The 25,086-nt window shown below is 41.0% G+C and carries 14 protein-coding genes; 6 read left to right on the plus strand and 8 right to left on the minus strand.

The features are described from left to right. Positions 1-80: 80 nt before the first annotated feature. The 5 genes from DD657_RS07595 to DD657_RS07615 all read right to left on the minus strand — a co-directional run bounded on the left by DD657_RS07595 (position 81) and on the right by DD657_RS07615 (position 6,286). Positions 81-2,702, minus strand: a complete 2,622-nt coding sequence (locus DD657_RS07595) for a valine--tRNA ligase (RefSeq protein ID WP_287049424.1) — start codon at positions 2,700-2,702, stop codon at positions 81-83. A gap of 117 nt (positions 2,703-2,819) precedes the next feature. Further along, positions 2,820-3,662, minus strand: a complete 843-nt coding sequence (locus DD657_RS07600; protein ID WP_021986765.1) for a zinc ribbon domain-containing protein — start codon at positions 3,660-3,662, stop codon at positions 2,820-2,822. 3 nt (positions 3,663-3,665) lie between these two features. Further along, complete coding sequence (locus DD657_RS07605) at positions 3,666-4,760, minus strand: Nif3-like dinuclear metal center hexameric protein (RefSeq protein ID WP_287049426.1); 1,095 nt, start codon at positions 4,758-4,760, stop codon at positions 3,666-3,668. A 144-nt stretch (positions 4,761-4,904) separates the two neighbouring features. Continuing rightward, positions 4,905-5,240, minus strand: coding sequence for a MerR family transcriptional regulator (locus tag DD657_RS07610; RefSeq protein ID WP_021986763.1), 336 nt, complete (start codon positions 5,238-5,240; stop codon positions 4,905-4,907). 71 nt (positions 5,241-5,311) lie between these two features. Further along, positions 5,312-6,286, minus strand: coding sequence for a M23 family metallopeptidase (locus DD657_RS07615; RefSeq protein ID WP_021986762.1), 975 nt, complete (start codon positions 6,284-6,286; stop codon positions 5,312-5,314). A 129-nt stretch (positions 6,287-6,415) separates the two neighbouring features. Between DD657_RS07615 and alaS the strand changes: the two genes are divergently transcribed. From alaS to DD657_RS07645, 6 genes are all read left to right on the plus strand, one after another. Next, positions 6,416-9,049, plus strand: coding sequence for an alanine--tRNA ligase (gene alaS, locus DD657_RS07620; protein WP_068688481.1), 2,634 nt, complete (start codon positions 6,416-6,418; stop codon positions 9,047-9,049). 107 nt (positions 9,050-9,156) lie between these two features. Next, positions 9,157-10,878, plus strand: coding sequence for a tetratricopeptide repeat protein (locus DD657_RS07625; RefSeq protein ID WP_021986760.1), 1,722 nt, complete (start codon positions 9,157-9,159; stop codon positions 10,876-10,878). 125 nt (positions 10,879-11,003) lie between these two features. Continuing rightward, positions 11,004-12,338 (plus strand): TlpA family protein disulfide reductase, encoded by a 1,335-nt coding sequence (locus DD657_RS07630; RefSeq protein WP_021986759.1) that lies wholly within the window; start codon positions 11,004-11,006, stop codon positions 12,336-12,338. Positions 12,339-12,427: 89 nt separating this feature from the next. Beyond that, positions 12,428-13,111, plus strand: coding sequence for a DUF4369 domain-containing protein (locus DD657_RS07635; protein ID WP_118773609.1), 684 nt, complete (start codon positions 12,428-12,430; stop codon positions 13,109-13,111). 199 nt (positions 13,112-13,310) lie between these two features. Further along, on the plus strand, positions 13,311-14,879 hold the full coding sequence (locus DD657_RS07640) for a sensor histidine kinase (protein ID WP_068688485.1): 1,569 nt from the start codon (positions 13,311-13,313) through the stop codon (positions 14,877-14,879). A gap of 59 nt (positions 14,880-14,938) precedes the next feature. Then, positions 14,939-15,631 carry a response regulator transcription factor gene (locus tag DD657_RS07645; protein ID WP_021986756.1) on the plus strand — a complete coding sequence of 231 codons (693 nt, stop codon included), beginning with the start codon at positions 14,939-14,941 and terminating at the stop codon, positions 15,629-15,631. Between the two features lie 71 nt (positions 15,632-15,702). On the opposite strand, the gene DD657_RS07650 is transcribed toward DD657_RS07645, so the two are convergent. The 3 genes from DD657_RS07650 to hisS all read right to left on the minus strand — a co-directional run bounded on the left by DD657_RS07650 (position 15,703) and on the right by hisS (position 24,624). Continuing rightward, the gene (locus DD657_RS07650; protein WP_287049430.1) at positions 15,703-21,387 is read right to left on the minus strand and encodes an alpha-2-macroglobulin family protein; all 5,685 of its coding nucleotides are present in this window, start codon (positions 21,385-21,387) and stop codon (positions 15,703-15,705) included. Between the two features lie 252 nt (positions 21,388-21,639). Continuing rightward, positions 21,640-23,136 (minus strand): histidine ammonia-lyase, encoded by a 1,497-nt coding sequence (gene hutH / locus DD657_RS07655; protein WP_021986754.1) that lies wholly within the window; start codon positions 23,134-23,136, stop codon positions 21,640-21,642. Positions 23,137-23,262: 126 nt separating this feature from the next. Further along, positions 23,263-24,624 carry a histidine--tRNA ligase gene (gene hisS, locus DD657_RS07660; protein ID WP_021986753.1) on the minus strand — a complete coding sequence of 454 codons (1,362 nt, stop codon included), beginning with the start codon at positions 24,622-24,624 and terminating at the stop codon, positions 23,263-23,265. Positions 24,625-25,086: the final 462 nt, after the last annotated feature.

Below are 25,086 nucleotides of genomic sequence, written 5' to 3' on the forward strand. Positions count from 1 at the left end.
TCTATCTGGAGCAAGGATTATTGGGAAATAAAAATGCCGGAATTCAATGAATCCGGCATTTATTTAAATATATGACTTTTTTATTTCAGTTCAGCCAACTGGGCTTCAATGGCAGCTATTTTAGCTTCAGCGTCGGCTTGTTTCTTACGTTCATTAGCGACAACCTGTTCGGGAGCACCACTGACGAAGCGTTCGTTACTGAGTTTTGCCATTACAGACTTTAGGAATCCCCGGGTGTATTTCAGTTCTTCTTCCAGTTTGGCTTTAACTTCTGCGGTATCGACGTTGCCGGTGCCCGGGATAAAGTATTCTACCGTATCAACGATAAAGCTCCACGCACCTTTAACTGCTTCGGTTACCGTTTCGGTTGCAGAGATATTACCCATTTTTTCGACAATGCTGGCAAAAGCTGCCGGATAACGGTCATTTTTCTTTACTTTCAGTTCCAGGCTGTCTTTGAAAGCGATGTTGTTTTGTTTCCGGATATTCCGTATACCGACAATTATTTCTTTTACGAATTCAAATTCTTTCAGCAGATTCTCATCGTAAGGAGTGTCATTGTTGATAACGGATACCATAATACTTTCACCTGTTTTACGTTCTTTCAGGTTTTGCCAGATTTCTTCCGTAATGAACGGCATAAACGGATGAAGCAATTGTAAAAGCTCTGCGAACAGATCAAGGGTCTTTTCGTATGTTTTCCGGTCGATAGGCTGTCCGTAAGCCGGTTTGATGATTTCCAGCAACCAGGAAGAAAATTCGTCCCGGAAAGTAGTGTATACGGTCATCAATGCTTCCGAAATGCGGTATTGTTCGAATTGGGTGTTCAGGGTTTCTTTAGCTTTATTGATGACATTTTCAAACCAGGTCAATGCCAGAGCCGAATGTTGCGGTTGGGCGATGTCAGCGATTTCCCATGTTTTTACCAATTTGAAAGCATTCCACATTTTCGTGGTGAAGTTACGTCCTTGTTCCGGCAGACTTTCATCAAACAGCAGATCGCCTCCGGCGGGGGCGCACAGTAACATGCCCACCCGGACACCGTCAGCACCGTATTTATCGATCAGGTCCAGTGGGTCGGGAGAATTCCCCAGCGATTTAGACATTTTACGTCCTAGTTTATCGCGTACGATACCTGTGAAATATACGTTTTTGAAAGGCATAGTGCCTTTGTATTCGTAACCGGCCATGATCATACGTGCCACCCAGAAGAAAATAATATCCGGTGCGGTTACCAGATCGCTTGTCGGGTAATAATAGTTGAGTTCTTCATTATCCGGATGATTGATTCCGTCGAACAGGGAAATCGGCCACAGCCAGGAGGAGAACCAGGTATCCAGGCAATCTTCGTCCTGTCGCAGGTCTGACAGCGACAGGTCGGCTTTGCCGCTTTTTACTCGGGCTAGTTCCAGCGCTTCATCTTCTGTCGCAGCTACGACATATCCGCCTTCCGGTAAATACCAGGCCGGAATCCGGTGCCCCCACCACAGTTGACGGCTGATACACCAGTCTTTGATGTTTTCCATCCAATGGCGGTATGTGTTTTTGAATTTGGCCGGGTAAAAACGGATGTCGTCGTTCATAACCGGTTCCAATGCGATTTGTGCCAGATGTTCCATTTTCAGAAACCACTGCATAGACAACTTAGGTTCAATAGGCACGTTGGTGCGTTCCGAATAACCTACCTTATTGGTATAGGCTTCTGTTTTTTCAAGTAATCCGGCGGTTTGCAAATCCTTTTCGATTTGTTTCCGGACATCGAAACGGTCCATGCCGACGTATAGTCCGGCGGCTTCACTGATTGTACCGTTATCATTGAAGATGTCGATAGCCGGGAGATTGTATTTTTCACCCAGCATATAATCATTGACATCATGGGCCGGTGTCACTTTCAGGCAGCCGGTACCGAATTCGATGTCTACATATTCGTCTTCAATAACAGGAATGACCCGGTTTACCAAAGGAACGATCACCTTTTTACCTTTCAGATGCCGGTTTTTCGGGTCATTGGGGTTGATACACATGGCGGTATCTCCCATGATGGTTTCCGGGCGTGTCGTAGCGACAACGGCATAACCGTTTTCCCCTTCGATTTTATAACGCAGGTAATACAGTTTACCGTGTTCTTCTTTGTATATGACTTCTTCGTCCGATAAAGCTGTGAGGGCTTTCGGATCCCAATTTACCATGCGTACTCCCCGGTAAATGAGATTTTTGTTAAAAAGGTCTACAAAAACTTTGATAACGCTTTCACTGCGTAATTCATCCATTGTGAACGCAGTACGTTCCCAATCGCAGGAAGCACCTAATTTACGTAATTGTTTCAGGATGATGCCCCCGTGTTTCTCTGTCCATGCCCAGGCGTGTTTCAGGAATTCTTCACGGGTTAAGTCTGTTTTCCGGATACCTTCACTTTGTAGTTTTGTTACGACTTTGGCTTCCGTTGCAATAGAGGCGTGGTCGGTTCCCGGCACCCAGCAGGCATTTTTTCCTTGCAGGCGGGCACGGCGGATCAATGCGTCCTGAATCGTATTATTGAGCATATGCCCCATATGAAGTACTCCGGTGACGTTAGGAGGGGGAATGACTATGCAGTAAGGTGTTCTGCTTTTATCTACTTCCGAATGGAAAAATTTGTTTTCCATCCAATACTGATACCATTTCTCTTCACTTTCTTTCGGATTGTAATTCGTAGCAATCATAGTTTTAGTATAAAGATTCGGAAATTCGGAAATTTAAAAGTACGGAGATATCCTCTAAATCAGTCTGTCTTTAAATTTCTGAATTCAAAAAAGGCTGCTTTTCACGCAGCCTTTATTTTATTCTTCTGATTTTTTAGTTCTTCTTCCTTTTTTCTTTTGGGCCTCCATGGCTGTTTCGAGGTCTGCTTTCTGCTGGCTTCCGTCATAGTCGCAGATGTATTTGTCGATAAGGATACGACCGCAATATTCACAGACGATAATTTTCTTGCGGGAACGGATATCCAATTGCCGTTGCGGCGGTATATTATTGAAACAACCACCACAGGCATCACGGTCGACCGTGACGACAGCCAGCCCGTTACGGGCATTGGAACGAATGCGTTTGTATGCTGTAAGCAGACGTTCTTCAATATTATGGGATAATTGTTCTGATTTTTTGATTAATTCTTCTTCGTCTTTATGAGTTTCAGCAATAATATCCTCCAATTCGGCCTTTTTGGCTTCTAAATCGGCTTTTTTCTCTTCATATTGGCGGGAAGCTATTTCAAGGGCTTCTTCTTTTTCAGATTTTGCTTTTTGAGCTTCGCGGATGCGTTTCTGCTGTAATTCGATTTCCAGCTTCTGGAATTCGACTTCTTTACTTAAAGCATCGTATTCCCGGTTGTTCCGCACGTTATCCAACTGCTCACTATATTTTTTTATCAGTTCTTCGGATTTAGAAATCTCGATTTTTTTCTGTGCGACACTTTTATCTGCTTCTCCGATTTCCGTTCTCAGGTTTTCCAGACGAGTTTCCAAACCGGCCAGTTCGTCTTCCAGGTCCTGTACTTCCAATGGAAGTTCTCCCCTTAAAGTTCTGATTTTATCGACTTCGGTATCGATGCGTTGTAGTTCGTACAGGTGCTGCAGTTTTTCTTCTATTGTCAGTTCCTGTAGTTTTTCATTGTTATTGCTTGCCATATATTATAAATAATTTATCGGATTTGTATTCACCTTAGAAAACTGAACCGCAAATTTAGGTATTTTTTTTGTAAGTAGCTCATAAAAAATCTCTTTTGTATACTGTTCACTTTCATAATGCCCGATATCGGCTAAAATAATCCGGTTTTCGGCTTGAAAAAAGTCGTGGTATTTGATGTCGCTGGTGATGTAAATGTCAGCTTTACTTTGAATGGCATGGCGTATCAGGAAGGCTCCTGAACCTCCGCAGACGGCAATTTTTTTGACAGTAGGACAACAGATTCCGGTATGGCGGATCGTTCCACATCCGAAAAGTTGTTTCAACTGTTGCAGGAAAACACGGGTTTCTGTTTCTTCCGGAAGATAGCCGACAATACCGAAACCGGTAGAGGGATTTACATTATCGATGCAAACGGTATTCCAAACCGGTTCTTCATAAGGATGAACTGATTTTAGAGCTTGTATGCAAGAAGGGAGCAGGTATTCCGGGACGGTGATCTCTGTCCGGATTTCAGCTTCTGTGTGCAGGTGTCCTTTTTCACCGCAATAAGGGTGTGTACCTTCCTGGGGTAAAAATGTTCCCAGTCCTCTGTTGTTAAAAGAGCAATGGCTATACTTGCCGATGTGTCCGCCGCCGGCTTCCAGAACTGCCGTTCTTACCTTTTCGGCTTCTTTTTCCGGGGTAAAGAAGGTCAGGCTGAATAGGCGTCCGTTTGTCTGTAATACGGTTTGGTCGGTTAATCCCAGTTTTTCCGCCATTTTCCCGCTGACCCCCTTGATGACTGCGTCCATATTCGTGTGTGCTGCATACAGGTTCAGGTCGTTGCGGATTGCTTTTAACAAACATCGTTTGATATAATTGTCGGGGACAAGATTTTTCACGCCTTGCAGGGTGAGCGGATGGTGGGAAATGATCAGATTATGATGTCCGGCGATGGCTTCATCGATAACGGCCTCGGTTATATCGGTACAAAGCAATGCAGAAGATACCTCATTGCCGGGGTCTCCACAGATTAATCCGGCATTGTCGTAATCTTCCTGCAAACTAAGCGGTGCAAATGCTTCAATTAGAGCGGTGATGTCTTTTACATAGGTCATTTCGTGTATTTTTAATTCGCAAGGGTTAGAAATATGAGGTATTTATTCGGATTTTATATAATTTCATTACGGCCCGGTATTTTGTCCGTAAGACATGAGTACCGGGCCGATGTATATTGATTTGTAAAAAAAATCAGAACTAGATTAAGGCAGTTGCTCTTTGATAAGGATCAATTCCTCTTTGATGGCTTGGAGACGTTTGACAACTTCAAAATTGGCTTCCGTTTCAGCTTTCTGTTCGCTTAATTTCATTTGGGCCCCTTTTAGGGTCATACCTTTTTCCTTTACCAAATGGTAGATCAGGTGAAAATTGTCAATGTCGGCTTTTGTAAACTGGCGGTTCCCTTTTTTGTTTTTGTGGGGTTTGATGATATCGAATTCCTTTTCCCAAAAACGGATAAGGGATGTGTTGACCTGAAACATATCGGCTACTTCTCCGATTGAATAATATACTTTTAAAGATTGTTTTTCCGGTTCCATGATTTTCTATCAAAAATCGAAGAAAAATTGAGGTATTCGGGGCTGAAATCTCCGGAATACCTTTTTCTCCTTTAATCCATACTTTGACCTGTGTTGTTGGCGATATTTACCAATTCATCGTATTCGTCCGGGGTAAGATCATTAAAGTAATAATTGATCGGGTCCATCGGTACGTTGTTTTTTCTCACTTCGTAATGTAAATGGGGACCGGTAGAAAGACCTCCGGTGTTTCCGATAAAGGCAATGATATCTCCGCGTTTTACTTTTTGTCCGACTTTTACATTGTATCCGTTCAGATGGCCGTACAGTGTCGTATAACTGAAACCGTGGTCGATAACGATACATTTTCCATATCCCTGGCGGATTTCAGCAGAAATTACTTTTCCGTTTCCTGTAGCATGGATGGGTGTCCCGACTGCTCCGGCAAAGTCCATTCCGGCATGAAATTTTATCGTTTTATAGAATGGATGTACGCGATTCCCGAACGCAGAAGATATACGTACCCGGGGATCTTTCATCGATATTGGAATAATGGCCGGGATTGAAGCTATCATTTCAATTTTATTTTTTGCCAGCTCTTCGACATCATCGTAAGATTTACTTTGTATGTAGAGGGCTTTGGAAAGTTCATCCAGTTTTTTGGTGGTACTGATAATTAATTCGGCATTATCCAGATGTTTTAAATGCTCGTATTTGTTAACACCCCCCGATCCGGCTCTTCGTATTGAGGCGTCTATCGGTTCGGTTTCGAAGATAACCCGGTAAATATTGTCGTCTCTTTCTTCCAGATTTTTCAGTATTCCGTCCAGTTTCTCAACTTCATTGCTTAACAGATGATATTGAGCCAGGATTTCCTCATTTTCACGTTTTAAAGCTTTTTCTTTCGGGGAATCCACAAATGCAGAAACAATGAAGAAAATGACGATAGCCAGAGACACGGTGGAGAATAACTTTTTGGTAAGAATCCAGAATTGCTTTCGCAAAGTGGTTTCTATTTTATCGTATGACAGTGTCTCGGGGTTAAAGCGATATCCTGTTTTTCGCATTTGTATATATAAAATTAAAGTTTTCCGATGCAAAGTTAAAGAAATAATCTAATTTTGCAACCTTGATACAGCTGTCTCTTGTAAGCTGTAAACTATTTTTAAAGTATATAAACACAATAACATATAAATATGAAGTCGGCAGAAATCAGGCAGAAATTTCTCGATTTTTTTGAGAGTAAATCACATACGATAGTGCCATCGGCACCGATGGTGATCAAAGATGATCCCACATTGATGTTTACAAATGCCGGGATGAATCAGTTTAAAGACATTATTTTAGGTAATGTGAGTATGAAATATAAACGTGTTGCGGATTCGCAAAAGTGTTTGAGGGTCTCCGGAAAGCATAACGATTTGGAGGAAGTAGGACATGATACGTATCATCATACCATGTTTGAGATGTTAGGTAACTGGTCGTTTGGAGATTATTTCAAAAAGGAGGCTATTGCCTATGCATGGGAGTTTCTGACGGATGTAATGAAGTTGGATAAAGACAGGTTGTATGCAACTGTTTTTGGAGGTGATAAGGAAGACAATCTGGAGCCGGATATGGAAGCCCGGGAATATTGGTTGAATTATTTACCGGAGGACCGGATATTATTTGGAAACAAGAAGGATAATTTCTGGGAAATGGGAGATATGGGACCGTGCGGTCCGTGTTCCGAATTGCATATCGATTTACGTTCGGATGCGGAACGGAAGATAAAACCGGGACGGGAACTGGTTAATAAGGATAATCCATTGGTGATAGAGATCTGGAATCTGGTGTTTATGCAGTTCAATCGTAAAGCGGACGGAAGTCTGGAAAATTTACCGCATACCAATGTGGATACCGGTATGGGATTCGAGCGTTTATGTATGGCTGTACAAGGGAAGACATCCAATTACGATACGGATGTTTTTACTCCGATAATAGGTAAAATTGCAGAGTTCAGCGGGATAAAATACGGAGCGTCGGAGGAGTCCGACATCGCAATGCGTGTGATCGCGGATCATTTGCGGACCATTGCTTTCTCGATAACAGACGGTCAATTACCGTCCAATGTGAAAGCGGGGTATGTGATTCGCCGTATATTGAGGCGTGCTGTCCGGTATGCTTATACTTATCTGAATCAGAGAGATGCTTTTATGTATCGGTTTGTTCCGGTTCTGATTGAAGTGATGGGACAGCATTATCCTGAATTGGTTTCTCAGCAACAGTTGATCGAGAAGGTTATTCGGGAGGAAGAAAATGCTTTTTTAAGAACGTTGGATAAGGGCATTAAGCTGCTGGATCGTATTATAGCCAAGACGAAAGAGGAAGATTTTGTGACAGTACCGGGAAATGTAGCTTTCGAATTATATGATACCTATGGTTTTCCTTTGGATCTTACCGAATTGATTTTGCGGGAACAGGGTCTGGTTGTAAACCGTCGGGAGTTTAAGGCAGAATTAGAGGCACAGAAAGAACGTTCCCGTTCGGCTTCTGCTGTAGACACGGATGATTGGGTGGAGTTGCTCAATGACGATGAGCAGGAGTTTGTCGGATATGACAATACGGAAATTGAAGTACGTATAGCCCGTTATCGCCGGGTGGTGACCAAAGGAAAAACACAGTATCATCTTGTTTTTAATCTGACTCCGTTTTATGGAGAAGCCGGAGGACAGGTCGGTGATAGTGGCTGGTTGACTGGGGAGGAGGAAAAAATCCGGGTCATTGATACCCGGAAAGAAAATGGTTTGACGATACATATCGTGGAGCAACTGCCTATGGATCTGACTCAGGTATTTTTTGCCAAGGTTGATTTACACCGGCGGGTATTGATTGCCAATAATCATACGGCAACCCACCTTTTGGATTATGCGTTGCGGCAGGTATTGGGTAAGCATGTTGAACAGAAGGGATCGTATGTCAGTGATGAGCATTTACGATTCGACTTTTCTCATTTTCAGAAAGTCACCGATGAAGAGTTGCGGGAAGTTGCTGCGATCGTGAATCGTTTGATTCGTCAGAATTTGCCTTTGGAGGAACGTCGGGCTGTTGCTATGAGTGAAGCGCAGAGAATGGGAGCTATTGCCATTTTCGGAGAAAAGTACGGAGATTTGGTAAGGGTTATCAAATTCGGAGATTCGATAGAATTATGTGGAGGTACGCATGTGCCTGCGACGGGGCAAATCGGTTTTTTCCGGATACTCAGTGAGAGTTCCGTTTCTGCCGGCGTAAGACGTATTGAAGCGATAACGGCAGATAAGGCCGAGGAATATATCGTCAATTATTTCGACTTAATGAAGGATGTCGAGAAGTTGTTTAAATCCAATAAAGGGGTGATGGAAAATGTCACGGCACTTTTGGAGGAAAATGAAGGTTTGAAGAAAGATATCGAACGATTTGAAGCCGAAAGCCTGAAGTTGGTAAAAGAGCGGTTGAAGAATGAGCGGATCGTTATCCGGGATATCAATCTGATATTCGAAACGACGGAACTTCCGCAGGCTAAGGTAAAAGATCTGGCCTTCCAGTTGAAAGGAGAATATGACAAAGTCGTTCTGGTACTGGGAGGTGTTTACGGAGGTAAACCTCACTTGACGGTCATGATCAGCGATGCTTTGGTTAAAGAATATGGTTTACATGCCGGCCAGATTGTCCGGGAGGCTGCTCAGGAAATAAAAGGCGGCGGCGGCGGTCAGCCGTTTTTCGCTACTGCCGGTGGTTCCGACCCTGATGGAGTGGATAATGCCATCGCTTTTGCAGAAAGATTGATTAAGCATAAACTGAATATTGGTTAATTCTGCAATATTTTTTATAAGGAGTGGTTATTTTGATATTTTTTTATACATTTGCTCTGAAAAACAAGGACCAATTAGATTTTTTAAGTATAAAATTTTGAACAATTATGAAAAGGACATTTAGATCAGTTGCAACTTTAATGTTGGCAGGGGTTGTCGTTATTTCTTGTTCTCCTTTGAATAAAATGAAAAAAAGGGCTGGAGAATTAGGTTATAAAGTAACACCTGAAGTATTGGAAGAGAAAGGGAATATGGTTGATGTAAAAATCGACGTGACTATTCCTGCTAAATTCTTTAACAAGAATGTTACGGCAGTAGCGACTCCCGTATTGAAATACCAAGGTGGTGAAAAAGCTTTTGCCTCACAGACTTTGCAGGGAGAAAATGTTCAGGGAAATAACGTTGTTGTGCCTTATGAAGCTGGTAAAACAATTTCTTACACCGGTCAGATGCCTTATGAAGACGCTATGAGAATTTCAGATCTTGTAGTGAAGGTACAGGCTTCTAAAGGTGCCAAGTCGGTTGATTTCGATCCGATTAAGATTGCTGACGGTATCGTAGCTACAGCAACTTTGGTAAATAATGATCCGGCTATTGTTTTGGGTAAGGATAATTTCCAAAGAATTACTCCGGAACAGAATGAAGCTGCTATTTATTATCTGATCAACTCTTCCCAGATTCGTAACAATCAGGTGAAATCCGAAGAAATTCTGGCTATGGAGAAATTCCTGAAGGAGGCTAAAGCGGATGAAAATGTAAATCTGAAAAACGTTGAAATTCAGTCTTATGCTTCTCCGGACGGATCCTATGACTGGAATGATAAATTAGCAAACAAACGTGAGGGTGCTTCAGACAATTTCCTGAAAAAGAATATGAAGAAAAACAAAATGGATGAATATAAGAATTTGGATTTCTTCAAGAAATATGTGGTAGCAGAAGACTGGGAAGGATTCAAAAAGGCTATGGAAGCTTCCAGCATCCGTGACAAAGAGTTGATTCTTCGTGTATTGGCCATGCATTCTGATCCGGAAGTGAGAGAAAGAGAAATTAAAAATATCGCTTCTGCTTACTCTGCAATTGCAGATCAGATTCTTCCGAAATTGAGACGTTCTAAATTTGTTGTAAATGCAGAGCGTGTAGGAAAATCTGACGAACAGATCAAAGACCTGGCTAAATCCAATCCTTCAGAATTGGATGTTGAAGAATTGTTATATGCCGCTACTTTATTCGATAACGATGCTGATAAATTGGCTGTTTATGAAACTGTAATGTCACAGTTCCCGAATGATTGGAGAGGTTTTAACGATGCCGGTATGATTCTTTTTGAAATGGGTAAAATTGCTCAGGCTAAATCCGATTTCGACAAAGCAAACAGTTTGTCTGCAAATAATAAGATTGTGAAAAACAATTTGGGTGCAGTTGAATTGAAAAACGGCAATGTGAAAGAGGCAGAAGTTTTGTTTGGTGCGGCAACCGGTGCAGGTAACGAAGTAAACTATAACAAAGGTATTGTAGCTATCATGAAAGGGGATTACAAAGCTGCTGTTGATTATTTCGGAAAATGCAACTGTGTAAATGCTGCTTTGGCTAATTTGCTGAACGGTAATAACAACGAAGCATTGAAGAAATTGAACGAAGGCAAAGACAATTCTGCATTGGCTTCTTACCTGAAGGCTGTTATCGGAGCCAGAACGAATGATGCTAATATGGTTATGTCAAACCTGAAAGATGCTTGTGCAAAAGATTCTTCTATGAAGAACCTGGCAGAAACGGATATAGAATTTGCTAAATTCTTCCAGAATCCGGACTTTCAGGCAATTGTTAAGTAATTGAACTTTAATTATAATAAAATGGCGGCTTTTATCGAAGCCGCCATTTTTTATTAGGTTTTTTTTAACACGGATTACATTTCTCTTTGTTTATATTTGTTCATAATAAAAACAGGGGAAACTAAATGAAAATTATCGCGGGTGCAATAATAATATTTTTATTGTTGTCTTCCTGTGCCCGGAAGAATGCCGTTATTGTCAGTGGCCGGGTAGAAAACGGAGATACGATTGTTTCTGTATGGGTTGATGACACGATTTATTCTTTTCCATTGGATGAGAATGGCTTTTTTGCAGGTTCGATACCGTTGCAAAAAGGCGTTTATGCCTCTTTCTTACCGAATTCTCTCGATTTGTATTTAAGTCCCGGTGAAGACCTGGAGATATATGTTAATATGTTGAATATTTCCGGATCTTTGAATTTCAGCGGAAGCTTGGGGGGGATCAATAATTATATGAAGGAGCAGGAAATGGCTGTTTTCTTCAATAAGGATTATTATGCCTTGGAAGAGGAAGACTTTGTCAAACAAATGCAACGTTTGATTGAAGAGAAGACCACATTGCTTGAAGCTAAGAATTTTGATGCTGTTTTTACGGATATTGAAAAATTGAGAATTCGTTACTCCATAGGAGAGCGTATCCTGGTATATCCGTTTTATCGGCAGCAGAATCAGGTCGGATCTTATCATCCGGGAAAAATGTTTAGTGATTTTTTATCGACTTTTTCTTTGGATCATGACGAATTGTTTGTTACCCGTGATTATCGTAAGTTCTTGTTGAATTATGTATATTTTCAAGGGGGTAACCAATACGATGCCGGAGAGAATTATACAAGTGGTATTGCCGATTATATTTTTGTTCATTTTACCAAACCGGATATCCGTGACTTTTTGTTGTCGGAGGTGGTATACAGGTATATGTGGGAAAATAATGGATTAGAGGGAGCCGGGCATTTGCTGGAAGTTTTCCGGCGCGAGTGTAAGGATTCCAAACGTATCCAATATATTGAGGATATCGTGAGCCGTTGGGAGAAATTATTGGTGGGAGAGCCGGCGCCTGATTTTACTTTGGAGGGAGGAAATGGAAAAACGATCCGGTTGAAAGATTTCAGGGGGAAGTATCTGTACATCAGTGTCTGGGCAAGTTGGTGTATGCCGTGTAAAAAAGAATTACCTTATATAAAGTTGTTGGAAAAGGAATATGAAGGAAAGAATATTCAGTTCTTGTGTGTATCTATAGACGGAACGGATCGGAAGTCGGAGTGGGAGAGAGCATTAAAGAAAGAAAAATACGGGGGCATGCAAGCTATTATAGATAAGAATGGGAAATTCAATCAGGATTACATGATTATCAGTGTGCCGCGTTTTATTCTGGTTGATCCGGAAGGGAAAATCGTAAGTTCGAATGCCCCCCGGCCTTCCGGCGCTATCCTGCATTTTTTGAATAAACAACAGATTCATTGATCTTTTTTAGGAAAATCTTTTGTTTTTTTTAATTAATTTATATATTTGTGTGGGTTTTCCTGAAGAAGTTCATTTTTAACAACGGTGTGATGAGAATGTCGGAGGTGTTTTGGATAATAGCGGGTTTATTATTATATGCTTGTAACTCTGATGTAACGGTTATAAAGGGAGAGATTGAGGGGTTGGAAGGAAAAATCACATTGGCGATGATCGAGCCGCAGACAAATGATACTGTTGTAATTGCAGAGCAGGATGTGGTGGATGGGAAAATCGATTTGAAAAGCAAAGGGGTGAGTGTACCGGCTTGGGTCTGGCTGAATTTGGATAAAGGACGGTCGATTGATTTTATAATCGATTCGCATCGGAAAATTCAGATTGAAGGCAGTTTGGCTGATATCGGTCGGATTTCAGTAACAGGCTCGGATTTGGCGGAAGAATATGTTTTTTTACAACAGCTTTTGGAAGAAAGGTATGATATGCCTTTGGCTGAATTGGAAAAAATGATTCATAATCTGCAACGGAGGGAAGTTCTTAATAGTCGTGGTGAATTTATATTGGCAAGTTACCGGAGGCGTTTGGAAAAATTCAAGCGGTATCGGTTTGAGTATATAGAGAAGTTGATTGAAATGAATCCGAGCCAGGAATTATCTTTGTTTTTGATATGGGATGAGCTGAAAGATAGTGCGGATGTTCAAAAAAGATTGTTTGAAAGTATGTGTATCGAGAATAAAGAAAGTAATATCTATCAGTTGTTGACTGAAAGATTGCAATAGATATAAACCACGAAAGTGGTTTTGTTTTCCCGTTTTTATTACTTAGTTGTTTTTAAGGATGCTCATTCGTGGGCATCCTTTTTCTTTTTTTAGAAAATGTTTTTCAGTTGTTGAGAGCGTGAATTTGTCTGCATTGAAAATAATATTAATTTTACCTTTTGACTTTACTTCGGTATCAAAGAAATATACGTAATAGGATATGATTAAAAAGATTATTATCCGGGTGTTGTTGGTGTTTATGATTACGGCTTTTTCTGCTGTAGTTATTGTCCAGTGGATTTGGATAAAGTATGCTCTTCAGGAACGGCAGACTCGTTTTTCTTCCCGGGTTTACGATGTATTGAACCGGGTTGTGAACCGGGTAGAAGAGATCAATTATCTGAAATATCTCCGGGAAGTCCAGAAACAATTGGGGGAAATTCAGAATTACAATGAATTGATAGCTTCTTCGGCAGGGGGGAATGTTATGGGGGGATGGTCTTCAACCTATTTGTATGATTTTTTACATACGGATATCAACCGTTTGAATCAGGAGCGTTCTTATATTGCTCCTCAGAAAATACCGTTACCGCATTCGGGGGTACGTAAGTTAAGCAACCAGGAGTTTATTGTTCAAACGATTAAATCTATTGGTTATTCGGCTGTAGACACAACCCGGGAACCCAATCTGTATTCGGTGATAAACGAGAAGTTGAAGGATTTTATGATCCGGTTGGTCAAAGAAAAGGATCCGCAGAATGTTTCAATCCAGAAGAGGTTGGAGAGTATAGATTTGCAAAGTTTGCTTACCAGTTATTTTAGGGGATATAACATACGTATACCGTTTACATATGAAATCTTATCCAGAAAAGATTTGTTGGATAAGGTAAGGGACAAGGAGCTTGAAAATTTTTACTATGTGGATCTTTTCCCTTACGATTACATTAAGAAAGATTATTATCTGGGCATACGTTTTAAATCGGTGCAACCGGTTATCATTGAAAATATGGGATGGTTGTTCTTTGCATCCGGTTTTTGTGTTTTCGGTTTATTGATCGTATTTGCAGTGACAATACTCATTATCATGCGGCAACAGAAACTTTCTGTGATGAAGAGCGAGTTTATCAATAATATGACCCATGAATTTAAGACCCCTATTGCTACTATTTCTTTAGCTACTTCTGCTATTGCTAAAGAAAAAGTTTTGAATGATAAGGAACAGTTATTGCAGTTCAATTCGATTATTAAAAGCGAGAACGAGCGGATGAATAAATACGTGGAACGTATATTGCAACAGGCGAAATTAGACCGTCGGGAAATTCATTTGAATCGTGTGGAAACGGATATGAATGATTTGATCCGTGAAGCGGTGGGGCATTTTATGTTACAGGTACAAACTGCCGGAGGTACTTTGGCTTGTCGGTTAAAAGTTGAAAATTTTATCCTTTACGTGGATCAGGTACATATGATGAATGTCATATCCAATCTTTTGGATAATGCCGTCAAATATTCTTCCGGAGCTCCGGAAATAGAGGTTTTTACGCGGAGAGAGGGAGATATGCGGATTATAGGAGTACAGGACCATGGTATCGGTATTTCAAAAGAGGCTCAACGGAAGGTATTTAAGCGATTTTACCGGGTACCGAGTGGAAATTTGCACAATGTAAGAGGCTTCGGATTGGGGTTGAGTTATGCAAAATCGATTGTAGAGTTGCATAATGGCTCTATGCGTCTTACTTCGAAAAAGAATAAAGGAACTTTAGTCGAGATTATTTTTAGAATAGAGTAATATATTGCTTTTTTAATTTTAAATAGTAAATTAGCCAACTAATTTATTGGAAATATTGTATGGGACAAAAGATATTATTGGTAGAAGATGATCCTTGTTTTGGTTCTGTGTTGAAGTCTTATCTTCAGTTATCTGACTATGAAGTGACGCTGTGTGTAAATGGGAACGAAGGATTGGAAGCGTTTCGTAAGGAAAGATTTGACATTTGCCTTCTGGATGTAATGATGCCGGAAATGGACGGTTTTACTTTGGGTAAGAAGATACGGGAAATCGATTCATCCGTTCCTTTCGTTTATATCACAGCCAAGAGTCTGAAAGAAGATATGAAACAAGGGTATGAGATCGGAGCAGACGACTATATCATAAAACCTTTTGATTCTGAGTTGCTGATATTGAAGATAAAAGCAATTCTCAGCCGTTGTGAGCATGACAGTGGCGAGGACAGACTGAAAGTTATTCAAATCGGAAGATATGATTTTAATACGGAATTGCGTACGGTTACCTGGGACGGGGATCAGGTTATTAAATTGACACCCAAAGAAGCACATTTATTAGAATTATTATACAAACACCAGGATGGACTTCTGACCAGGGAAAAAGCGTTGAATGAGATTTGGGGGGCTAATGATTATTTTACGGCCCGGAGTATGGACGTATATATTACAAAATTACGTAAATTTTTTAAAGATGACGAAAGTGTCAGGATCGAGAATATTCATGGTTCGGGATTCCGTCTGGTTATAGATAAGTAAGTATTCAAAAAAATAAAATGTCCGCAAAATCAGCAGGTTTTGCGGACATTTTTGTAGGGTAAATTGAAGAATTAATTCACTTTTATATTTGTCGTAGTGCTGTGAGAGACAAACTCCGGTGCATACAGACATTGGATGGTTGCCAGGCCGTCCTGGTATGTTCCCTCTTGATTGACCCATAAGGCATATTCAAAAGTATAGCTGCCTTTGGCCAGGTAATGGATAAAAAAGTTAGTTATTCCGTCTTTAATTTCCTCGTAATAACAGGTACCGTATTTCCATTGATTACCGGAAATTTGTTCGACCGGTTCGAAACAGGCTGCCCGCAGGTCTTTTATATGCAGGTATTCCATATCCCGGTCGAGGGTGACGGTCAGGCGTACAATTATCTTGTCGCCCAGGTGTAATTCTTTATCGATGGGGAGTAATTCTTTCCCTTTGGCAGTTGTTTTTTCAATGAAAAGTTTTTTATCGATTTGGAGTGTTGTATTTTTCTTTTTCCGTACTTGCTTCAGTTGCTCGAAATATTGGAGGTACAAAGCTCCCCAGGTCGGTGAATCCTGTATTTTATCCAGGGTCACAGTGGACATATCGGGAGTTATTTCTCCGGTTGTATAGGTTTGTTTGATATATCCGAAAACATTGTCGTTTTCCGGAATACTCACTTCTTTTTTGCCGACGGCTATTGTCAGGTGTTCCGGTTCGTCAAGCTGTCGTTTGCCGGTTAATAACAATGCGTATATAGCGTCGACCGTACTGGGGACGTCGCCCCAGTTCTGGGTTTGTTTTTGACGAAGCAGCCATTGTTTCATCAGGTCGATATCGGGCGTATTTCCCTGTATTTCATGGAAAGCTTCCATAATCGTGGTATGAATGAGTATGGCGGAATTGGTATAATAGCCGGATCGGTTATTGGCCCAAAACATTCCTTGATCCGGCCGGAGTGTAGCGTATTCTTTTAATGAGCTTAAAATTCGTTCTGCGTATTCTTTTTGACCGTATCGGGACAAAACGATGGCGGCTAAAGCTTTTTCATAAACGGATAAATCCGGCCATTGTCTGTTTAATTGTTTCAGAAGTGATTTATGAATGGAAAGGGCATCTCCCAGAGGAATATCCGTATAAAAACTTCTGGTGTAGAGGTAAAGCAGACGGTTATGGGTTAATGTTGTGTCTTGTGCAGTGAAATTCTTGATCAGTTCCTGATCGATATAACGCAATGCTTTTATTTGCATGAACTTTTCTTTCTCACCGGCTTCCCGTTGTCCCGAAAGGCTGGCTTTGGCCATAATGGTCAGGACATTGTAAGTCATAAAATGGCTTGCGGGCATTCCTTTAAACCAACTCCAGCCACCTTCTTCGTTTTGTAGATCGGCCATTTTTTGAAGTGAACGGTTCTGTAAATCATTTAGGCGATTGAGGTCAAAGAGTTGAGAGAGAGACTGTATACGCTCTGTTTCGTTTTGAGCATCCAAAACCCAAGGCGTTGCTTCAAGGAGTATGGATTTCAATTCGCTGTTTTGTTCCAGTTTAGATAATAACGTATTGGAAGAAGCTGTCATCTTCCAGGTTTTCAAGGCTGTGGCAATTGCCGGATTCGATTTTACAATGGAATGACCGATTGTGTTGGTATAAAAGGCAGCGGCCAGATCGGTGATGTTGTCGTTTTGCGCTTCCTGTAACCGGGGGAGGGCTTGTACTGCATACCAAAGTGGGTTTGCCGTAACTTCTAACGTCAAACGGTAGTCTTGCTTGGTTTTGGAGGCCGGTTGCATTTCAAACCGGTGTTTGCCTTTTTCTGTTGCATAAAAGGCTAGTGCATCTGTTAACAGAATGCGGTCCGGCAATACCGGTATGAGATGTTGTTCGCCGTCACTGAAATCAGGTGTACGCGCAATTATCCGGCAACCGAGTATACTGGTGTTTTGTGGAATAGCGAATTCAAAATCGACGGTACTGCTTTTCCCCGCTTCTGTCCGGAAATCGGTTTTGCGTTGCAGCACGACGGTATTGTCGGTTGGATTGAACAGTTCCAGAATCGCTTCTCCCTGTAAGGTTCCGGAACTGAGATTATTAATGGTCGCTTTTAGGACAGTCTGGTCGCCGTTTCGGAAGAAGCGTGGAATATTGGGCATGACAGAAAGTTCTTTTTGTGTCGTGATTTCTTTTTCAATCTTACCGTAGGCCAGGTCTTTGGTGTGGGCAAGAGCGATGAATTTCCAGCGGGTCAGGGTTTCCGGTACGGTGAAATGAAGTTTTACCGTACCGCTGTCGGTGCTGACCAGGTGAGGATAGAAAAAGGCCGTTTCTGCAAAATTTTCCCGGGTATAATCATCGGAAGAGGAGGCGTCCTCCTGTTGTCCGTGACCGGCATTTTTTTGCCGGGTTTTGAGGTTTGCTGAATTTTCCCTGATTGGGGCGGGAGATGCTTCCATGTCGCTGGCATACTCCGTAATATAAACTTCTTGCTTTACGGCAAGCATATTTTCTACGGAGTATACTATGAGGGGATGGAAATCATAACCGTAGTAATTCAGGCGGTCGAAGACAAAATCCGGATATTTGTCCGGGCGATAGGGGAAGCTGAACCAGGCAACGGAGTTATGATTTGACTTGTAAGCCCATGCCGGACAATTGGTACGAAAATAAAAGTCGGGTTGGAAATCCCAGGCATGAAATTTGAATTTTTCCAGTGAAAGGTCATACATAACGGCTGCAATTTCAGCGATTTCTCCTTGTCCTTGTGTATTCCGGATCGAAAATTCCCAGGTTTCGGATTGCCCGGGGATCAGCTTATCCCTGAAAACCTGTGTGTGTATGTCTAATTTTTTATCTTCTATTGATTTGTATATACGGACATTGTTGTTGAAAAATTGATCGTCTTTTACAAAAGATAAATTGACACAAAAGTTACTGCCGTAAGTTTTTTCATACGGAATCTTTAAACGCAGGATCGTGTCGGAAAGTACGGTTTGCTTTTGTGTGATCAGACCTTTATCGGTATATAACTCATACAATAAATATACGTTTCGGGCAGAAGTACCGAAGTTAATTTCTATATCCTCCCCCGGACGGGCGGTGAATGTGTTTTTAACCAGCCATTCGTAGGTCAGGTAAGGAGGTTTGGCGTCCTGAGCAGAATAAAGATAGAAGATTTTTTTAGTTGTAACGGTGTCTTTTTCACGTGTCTTTTCTTGGGCAATAAGTATATAGGCTCCTGATTGCCACGAAGAAAAATCGACGTATAGAGAATCGGTTAAGGTGTTTAATTCCCCTCGATATAAGGTTTTCTCTATACGGGCACTGTCCGGATTATAGGATTGTTTTAAGGATGTCAGTGGCTGTAATTTACTTATGCTGTATGAAATCGTCCGGGAGATTTTTTCGTTTGCAGCATTAACAGCCTGGATATAGAAGTGATTTTTGTCTTGTTTGTTGACGTAAGTCTTGCCGAGTATAGTCAATTTATAGAAAGCATCCTGAATCGGAAGACGTTGGATGATTTCCTGGCTTTCCCCTTTGGTGTCGGTTGCTGTTAGTTTTATATTGTAATAATAGGAGTTCATATAGTACGAGGATACCGGTTTTTGAGCTTGAAAGCTGAATGAAAAATTACCTTCCGGATCAGATTGTGTTTCTCCCGTAATAACGGTTTCGGAGGCATTCGGCCGGGGATAGAATGATTGTAACGTAATTTCATAACTGATGGGAATATTCTGTAACGATACTCCGGAATAGGTTTTGACTTTACCGGTTAGTCGGATTTGTTCTCCGAAGGCATAGGAATCTTTTTGCGGGTGGAGAATGAGTTCCAGTTGTGGACGTTTGTATTCAGCCACGGTAATATAGGCATATCCTTTTCCTGCTATATTCAAGCGGAATTCTCCGTTTAATGTTTGGGGTGGAATGGTAAATGAGCCGTTGAAAGAACCCCATTCGTTGGTTTTTACCGTGCATTTGTTGATGATTTGCCGGTTGGGATCCGATAATGTCACTTCATACGACCGGTTGGGTTCGATATATGTACTGTCCGGCGTCCGGGTCCAGGCAATACCGTAAAATGAGACTGTTTGCCCCGGCCGGTATATGGGACGATCGGTAAAAATGTCGGTATAATAGCTGGCCTTATTGGGTTGGGGTGTGTAATAATATTCGGAAGATATAGGACCATTCGGATTTCGGTCATTGATGACTTCGTAGTTAATCTGTGATTTGCTGCTGTTATAAACGGCTTGTCCCTGTTTGTTTGTACGGATTTCCGTGATTTGCCTGTAATTTCTGTATTTTCCGGAAATAGGGGCGAAAATACGGATGCGGGCGTCGGACACCGGAGCTCCGCTCATGCGATCTCTGACGATGAATGTTATTTTTTGGTTGTCTTTTTGTGAGACTGTGAATAAGCTATTACAAATGAATGTGTTAACTATTTTTTTACTGTTAGGGCTTCGCAGTACGATTTCATAAAGTCCGCTTTGGGAAATGGGAATACGAAAAGTCGTATCTCTTTTTACATACCGGGAAGGTAATGTGTATTTTTTACTGAAAAAGAGTTGTTTGTTGACCGAGGATGAATCGTTTCCCGTTTTGTAATAGGCTTCTGTCGTTTCTTTTATACGATAGATATCGAGTTGTATTTCTTTGGCCCGGTAATAAGATGCTTGTAACACTAAAGATTGGCCCGGGTAAATATAGTCGTTGTATTGAACGGACAATTCTGGACGGTTAATGGTTTGGATAATTTGTTTCAGTAAATTAATACGGGCGTAAGTCGGATATTTCCGGATGTACTTTTGACAAAGAGCGATTATTTCCGGATAGACTGTTTCAGTATCGGTGTTGTTTCGGTCAATTAATTTAGTTTGTGCAATTTGAGCAATAGCCTCGACTATTAAAGGCTGGTTGTCGTATTGAGTAACTAGTTCCTGTAATCGTTCCAGATAGAGACTGTCATTTCCGTAAGATAAGTTTTTTATGTAATGTAATCGGCTTAGTTCAGCACATAGTAAAGCTTCTGGATTGGAGGAAGACATGCCGGCGTGAAGCAGACGTTGATATATTTTCAATATGTTGAGTGTATAGCCGGAAAGTGAACCGGGGAGGGGCTGTTGTAAAAAAAACGGTAGGGCTACCAACAGACTGTCTACCGCCGTTTGGGAAATTGTCGAAGAATTTTCCAGTTGTTTTAGTTGGTCGATGCTTCTGTAACCGATAAAGTCCAGTAATGTCGGACGTAGTGAGCGGGAATCTTTTCCCAGGAGAAGTATGGGTTTATAAGCTGTTGCCGGCGTTTGTTTCAATAAGCTTTGGGGTTGAAGCGCATCCAGGGCATGCCGGCTGATCTGATCATAGAATAAATTCCGGCTCCATTCATTTATATGTTCAGGAATAAAATCGGCTAGCGGAGTACGTTGATTGATTTGATAACGGTTGTAATTGTAATAATTCAAGTAAAGATCGGCTAACAAGGAATGGAGGATACTCTGTTCCTCCGGATTGTTGCTGTTTTGTAGTATGTTTTCTGTTTTTTGAATCAGTGCGGGCATAGAATCCCTGTCAATGGCCGTTTGACACCGGATTTGTATGATAAGAGCCTGAAGCATTTCCGGGCTGTTATCGGTTTTCCGGGCTTTTTCAAATAATTTCCGGGCTTCTTGTAATGCTGTTTGCGGTTTTTCTTTACATAAGGTTTCCCATTTGTCCTGGGCGAAGCTTCCCAAAAAAGCTGATAAAAAAATCAGAGTGAGTAATGTTTTCATGATCTGTATTTTTGTTTCCTTATTGCATAGATGTATAATTGACACGAATTCCATAAAGTTATGGAATTATTTTTATAAGTCCGTTGACTTCTTCGGCATTTTTGTCATGACTGGCTTACAGATTTGTTCAATTACTTTTGATTTGTGATTTGCAATTCTTTTTTTGTAAGGGAGGATTATGGGTATAATATAAAATGAAAAAACCGTCTGAAAAGATCGTCAGACGGTTTTTATTGAATGTATGTTTAATATTTAGTTTGTATGGAATTCTCCTTCTTGTAAAAATGCGGTTGCTGCATCGATATCTTTATACATAACCCGGTCTTCCTGGTTGAAAGGCACAATGGTCCGGAATTCTTTTAAAAACTCTTCCAGGTAGGGTGAGGTTTTGCCCGGACGCTGCAAATCGATAGCCTGTGCTGCATTCAGTAATTCTATAGCCAGGATACGTTCTACGTTTTCACATACTTTTACCGTTTTGGTCGCTGCGTTTCCTCCCATACTGACGTGGTCTTCCTGTTCGTTGGAGGAAGGAATTGAATCGACAGAGCAAGGAGTACAAAGTTGTTTATTTTTGCTGACGATGGCAGCAGCAGCGTATTGCGGGATCATAAATCCGGAATTTAATCCCGGATTAGCTACCAGAAATTCCGGTAAATGTCCCCGGTCGCCCGAAATCAGGCGGTAAGTACGGCGTTCTGAAATACTTCCTAATTCGGCCAGTGCAATGCTTAAAAAGTCCAGTACCAGTGCCAGGGGTTCTCCGTGGAAATTACCGCCGGAAACGATCATATCGTCCTCGACGAATATGGTCGGATTGTCGGTTACGGAGTTTATCTCCCGTTCAACGACGGAAGCGACATACATGACCGTATCTTTACAGGCGCCGTGTACTTGAGGCATACAGCGGAAAGAGTAGGGATCCTGCACACGTACTTTGGGTTTCTGTTGAAATTCAGAATCTTTTAATAATGCCCGGATGTTCCTTGCCGTTTCAATTTGTCCCGGATGAGGACGTGCTTCATGGATTTGCGGTAAGAAGGGGTCGATACGTCCGTCGTAAGCATCCAGTGAGATCGCTCCGATAATATCGGCATATTTTACAATTTTGAAAGCTTTCAATAATGCATATACTGCATGGGAACTCATAAATTGGGTCCCGTTAAGTAATGCCAGACCTTCTTTTGCTCCTAAAGCAATCGGGCTCCATCCTAATTTTTCATTAACTTCTTTGGCATCCTGAATTTTTCCTTTGTAATAAACAGTCCCCTCGTTGATAAGCGGTAGAAATAAATTGGCCAAAGGAGCCAAATCGCCGGATGCCCCCAAAGATCCCAATTCGCGGACAACCGGAAGTACATCGTGATTGTACATATCGATGATCCGCTCGACGGTGGCGAGTTGTACTCCCGATTTACCCAAAGACAATGCATGGGCTTTTAATAATAACATCAAACGAATGATGTCTTTGTGAATGGGTTCACCGACACTGCAAGCATGGGACATGACCAGATTAGCCTGTAACTGACTGAGATCTTCCGGAGAAATGCTGATTTTGCAAAGTGAGCCGAATCCGGTCGTGATGCCGTATAGCGGTTTTTCCGATCTTGCAATTTTTTCATCCAGATAGGCTTTGCAATCATTGATTAATTGTTTGCTTTCTTCGGATAAAGCTAATTTATATCCTTTGTTTAAAATGTTTTCTATCGTCTCAAACGTTAGCGGAACGGGAGATATATAATGTATCATAGTAATTGAAAAATAGATGATTGATAATTAAAAATTGATAAAACGCGGAATGAAAAGATATTCAAGGTCACGGACAGCGGGAATCGTATCCGTGACTTTTTAAAGGTCTGTGTTCTTTTTTATGGATCAACATATTTTATGTGCTAATTCTTCGACTTTTACATTTTCTTGTTCGCCGGTCTGCATATTTTTTAAAGCTACTGTACCGGATTGTATTTCGTTTTCGCCGACCAATGCTACGAAAGGTATTCCCTTTTTATCTGCATACGTCATCTGCTTTTTCATTTTTGCAGCATCCGGATATAATTCTGCATTTATACCTTGCTGACGTAAGGACTGGAGCAAGGATAAGCAGAATTTTTCTTCTTTTGTTCCGAAGTTGACAAAGAGAATCTGTGTGGTTGCTTTTGTGTCTGCCGGGAATAAATCGAGTTGGTTCATAACGTCGAAAATCCGGTCTGCCCCGAAAGAGATTCCTACGCCGGAAACATTCTTTAAACCGAATATGCCCGTCAAATCATCGTAGCGTCCGCCTCCCGTAATACTTCCGATTTCAGCATCCAGTGCTTTTACCTCAAAAATGGCTCCTGTATAATAACTCAATCCTCTGGCTAAAGTCAGGTCTAATTTGATATCGATGGAAATATTCAATGTTTTCAAATAATCGAATACCAAACTCAATTCTTCAATTCCTTTCAGTCCCGTTTCGCTTTCATTCAGTACGGTCTGAAGCTGTGCCAGTTTTTCTTCGTTACTGCCTTTTAGATCCAGTATCGGTTGCAATTTAGCAATACCTTCTTCATCGATACCTCTTTCCCGCAATTCCTGATTGACAGCTTCTCTCCCGATCTTATCCATTTTATCGATAGCTACTGTAATATCGGTGAGTTTGTCGGGATAACCGATTATATCGGCGATACCTGCCAAAATTTTTCGATTGTTGATTAAGAGTCGTACATTGATTTTCAGTCGCTTGTATACTTCGTTTACAATTTGGACCAATTCGACCTCATTTAATAAAGAATCGCTCCCTACTACATCGACATCACATTGATAAAATTCCCGGTAACGTCCTTTCTGCGGTCTGTCGGCTCTCCATACCGGCTGGATCTGATATCTTTTGAAAGGAAATGCAATTTCCGATTGATGCTGGACAACAAATCGTGCAAAGGGAACAGTCAGATCGTAGCGAAGACCTTTTTCAGAAATTTTATGGGTCAATTGGGGAATGTTTCTGTCTAGTAATGTTTCGTCAGAAATATCCGCTATGAAATTTCCGGAATTTAATATCTTAAATAATAGTTTGTCTCCTTCGTCTCCGTATTTTCCCATCAATGTAGATAAATTTTCCATTGCCGGAGTTTCCAGAGGCATGTAACCGTATAATTTGAAAACACTTTTAATCGTGTCGAATATGTAATTCCGTTTCACCATTATTTCCGGTGAATAGTCTCTTGTCCCTTTGGGGATAGAAGGTGATTGTGCCATACTTATTGCTATCAGTTGTTTTTGATTTCCGCAAATATACTGTTTTTTTAGTGTTTGTGAACGATGGGTGTTTATGAAATTCCGGAAAATATTCCTGTCGTGTTACTTTATCGTAACGTGACCGGTTACATCTATCGATAACGATATCTTTTTTGACTGCGGTCTTTCTAATAGAACTGAGAAGTTGTCATGATGTAAAGCTTTATTTTTTATGATATTAGTAATGACCGTTTATTATAGTAGCAGGACAATTTGGAAAAATTTGAAGAACGTAAATCAAAGAATGATGGTTTAAAAAACCGATTTTTCTATGTATTCAGAATATTCTTGTCGTAAAGATTGTCTGAAATTTAAATTTGCCGGTTATTTATTTGCCTGATTGTTTTCAGGTGGTTTTTTGGGTGTATTGTAAATCAATAACTTAAAAATAAAAAGAAAATTTTCCATAAAAAATTGGTAAAA

Origin of the sequence: Culturomica sp. (genome assembly GCF_003524185.1) — a bacterium.
Classification (GTDB): domain Bacteria; phylum Bacteroidota; class Bacteroidia; order Bacteroidales; family Marinifilaceae; genus Culturomica; species Culturomica massiliensis.

Excerpts from the sequence above, each read along its gene's own strand:
- DD657_RS07635 (WP_118773609.1), top strand. The coding sequence starts at position 12,428 with ATGAGAATGTCGGAGGTGTTTTGGATAATAGCGGGTTTATTATTATAT.
- alaS (WP_068688481.1), top strand. The coding sequence starts at position 6,416 with ATGAAGTCGGCAGAAATCAGGCAGAAATTTCTCGATTTTTTTGAGAGT.
- DD657_RS07610 (WP_021986763.1), bottom strand. The coding sequence starts at position 5,240 with ATGGAACCGGAAAAACAATCTTTAAAAGTATATTATTCAATCGGAGAA.
- DD657_RS07630 (WP_021986759.1), top strand. The coding sequence starts at position 11,004 with ATGAAAATTATCGCGGGTGCAATAATAATATTTTTATTGTTGTCTTCC.
- hisS (WP_021986753.1), bottom strand. The coding sequence starts at position 24,624 with ATGGCACAATCACCTTCTATCCCCAAAGGGACAAGAGACTATTCACCG.
- DD657_RS07615 (WP_021986762.1), bottom strand. The coding sequence starts at position 6,286 with ATGCGAAAAACAGGATATCGCTTTAACCCCGAGACACTGTCATACGAT.
- DD657_RS07650 (WP_287049430.1), bottom strand. The coding sequence starts at position 21,387 with ATGAAAACATTACTCACTCTGATTTTTTTATCAGCTTTTTTGGGAAGC.
- DD657_RS07605 (WP_287049426.1), bottom strand. The coding sequence starts at position 4,760 with ATGACCTATGTAAAAGACATCACCGCTCTAATTGAAGCATTTGCACCG.
- DD657_RS07645 (WP_021986756.1), top strand. The coding sequence starts at position 14,939 with ATGGGACAAAAGATATTATTGGTAGAAGATGATCCTTGTTTTGGTTCT.
- hutH (WP_021986754.1), bottom strand. The coding sequence starts at position 23,136 with ATGATACATTATATATCTCCCGTTCCGCTAACGTTTGAGACGATAGAA.
- DD657_RS07640 (WP_068688485.1), top strand. The coding sequence starts at position 13,311 with ATGATTAAAAAGATTATTATCCGGGTGTTGTTGGTGTTTATGATTACG.
- DD657_RS07625 (WP_021986760.1), top strand. The coding sequence starts at position 9,157 with ATGAAAAGGACATTTAGATCAGTTGCAACTTTAATGTTGGCAGGGGTT.
- DD657_RS07600 (WP_021986765.1), bottom strand. The coding sequence starts at position 3,662 with ATGGCAAGCAATAACAATGAAAAACTACAGGAACTGACAATAGAAGAA.
- DD657_RS07595 (WP_287049424.1), bottom strand. The coding sequence starts at position 2,702 with ATGATTGCTACGAATTACAATCCGAAAGAAAGTGAAGAGAAATGGTAT.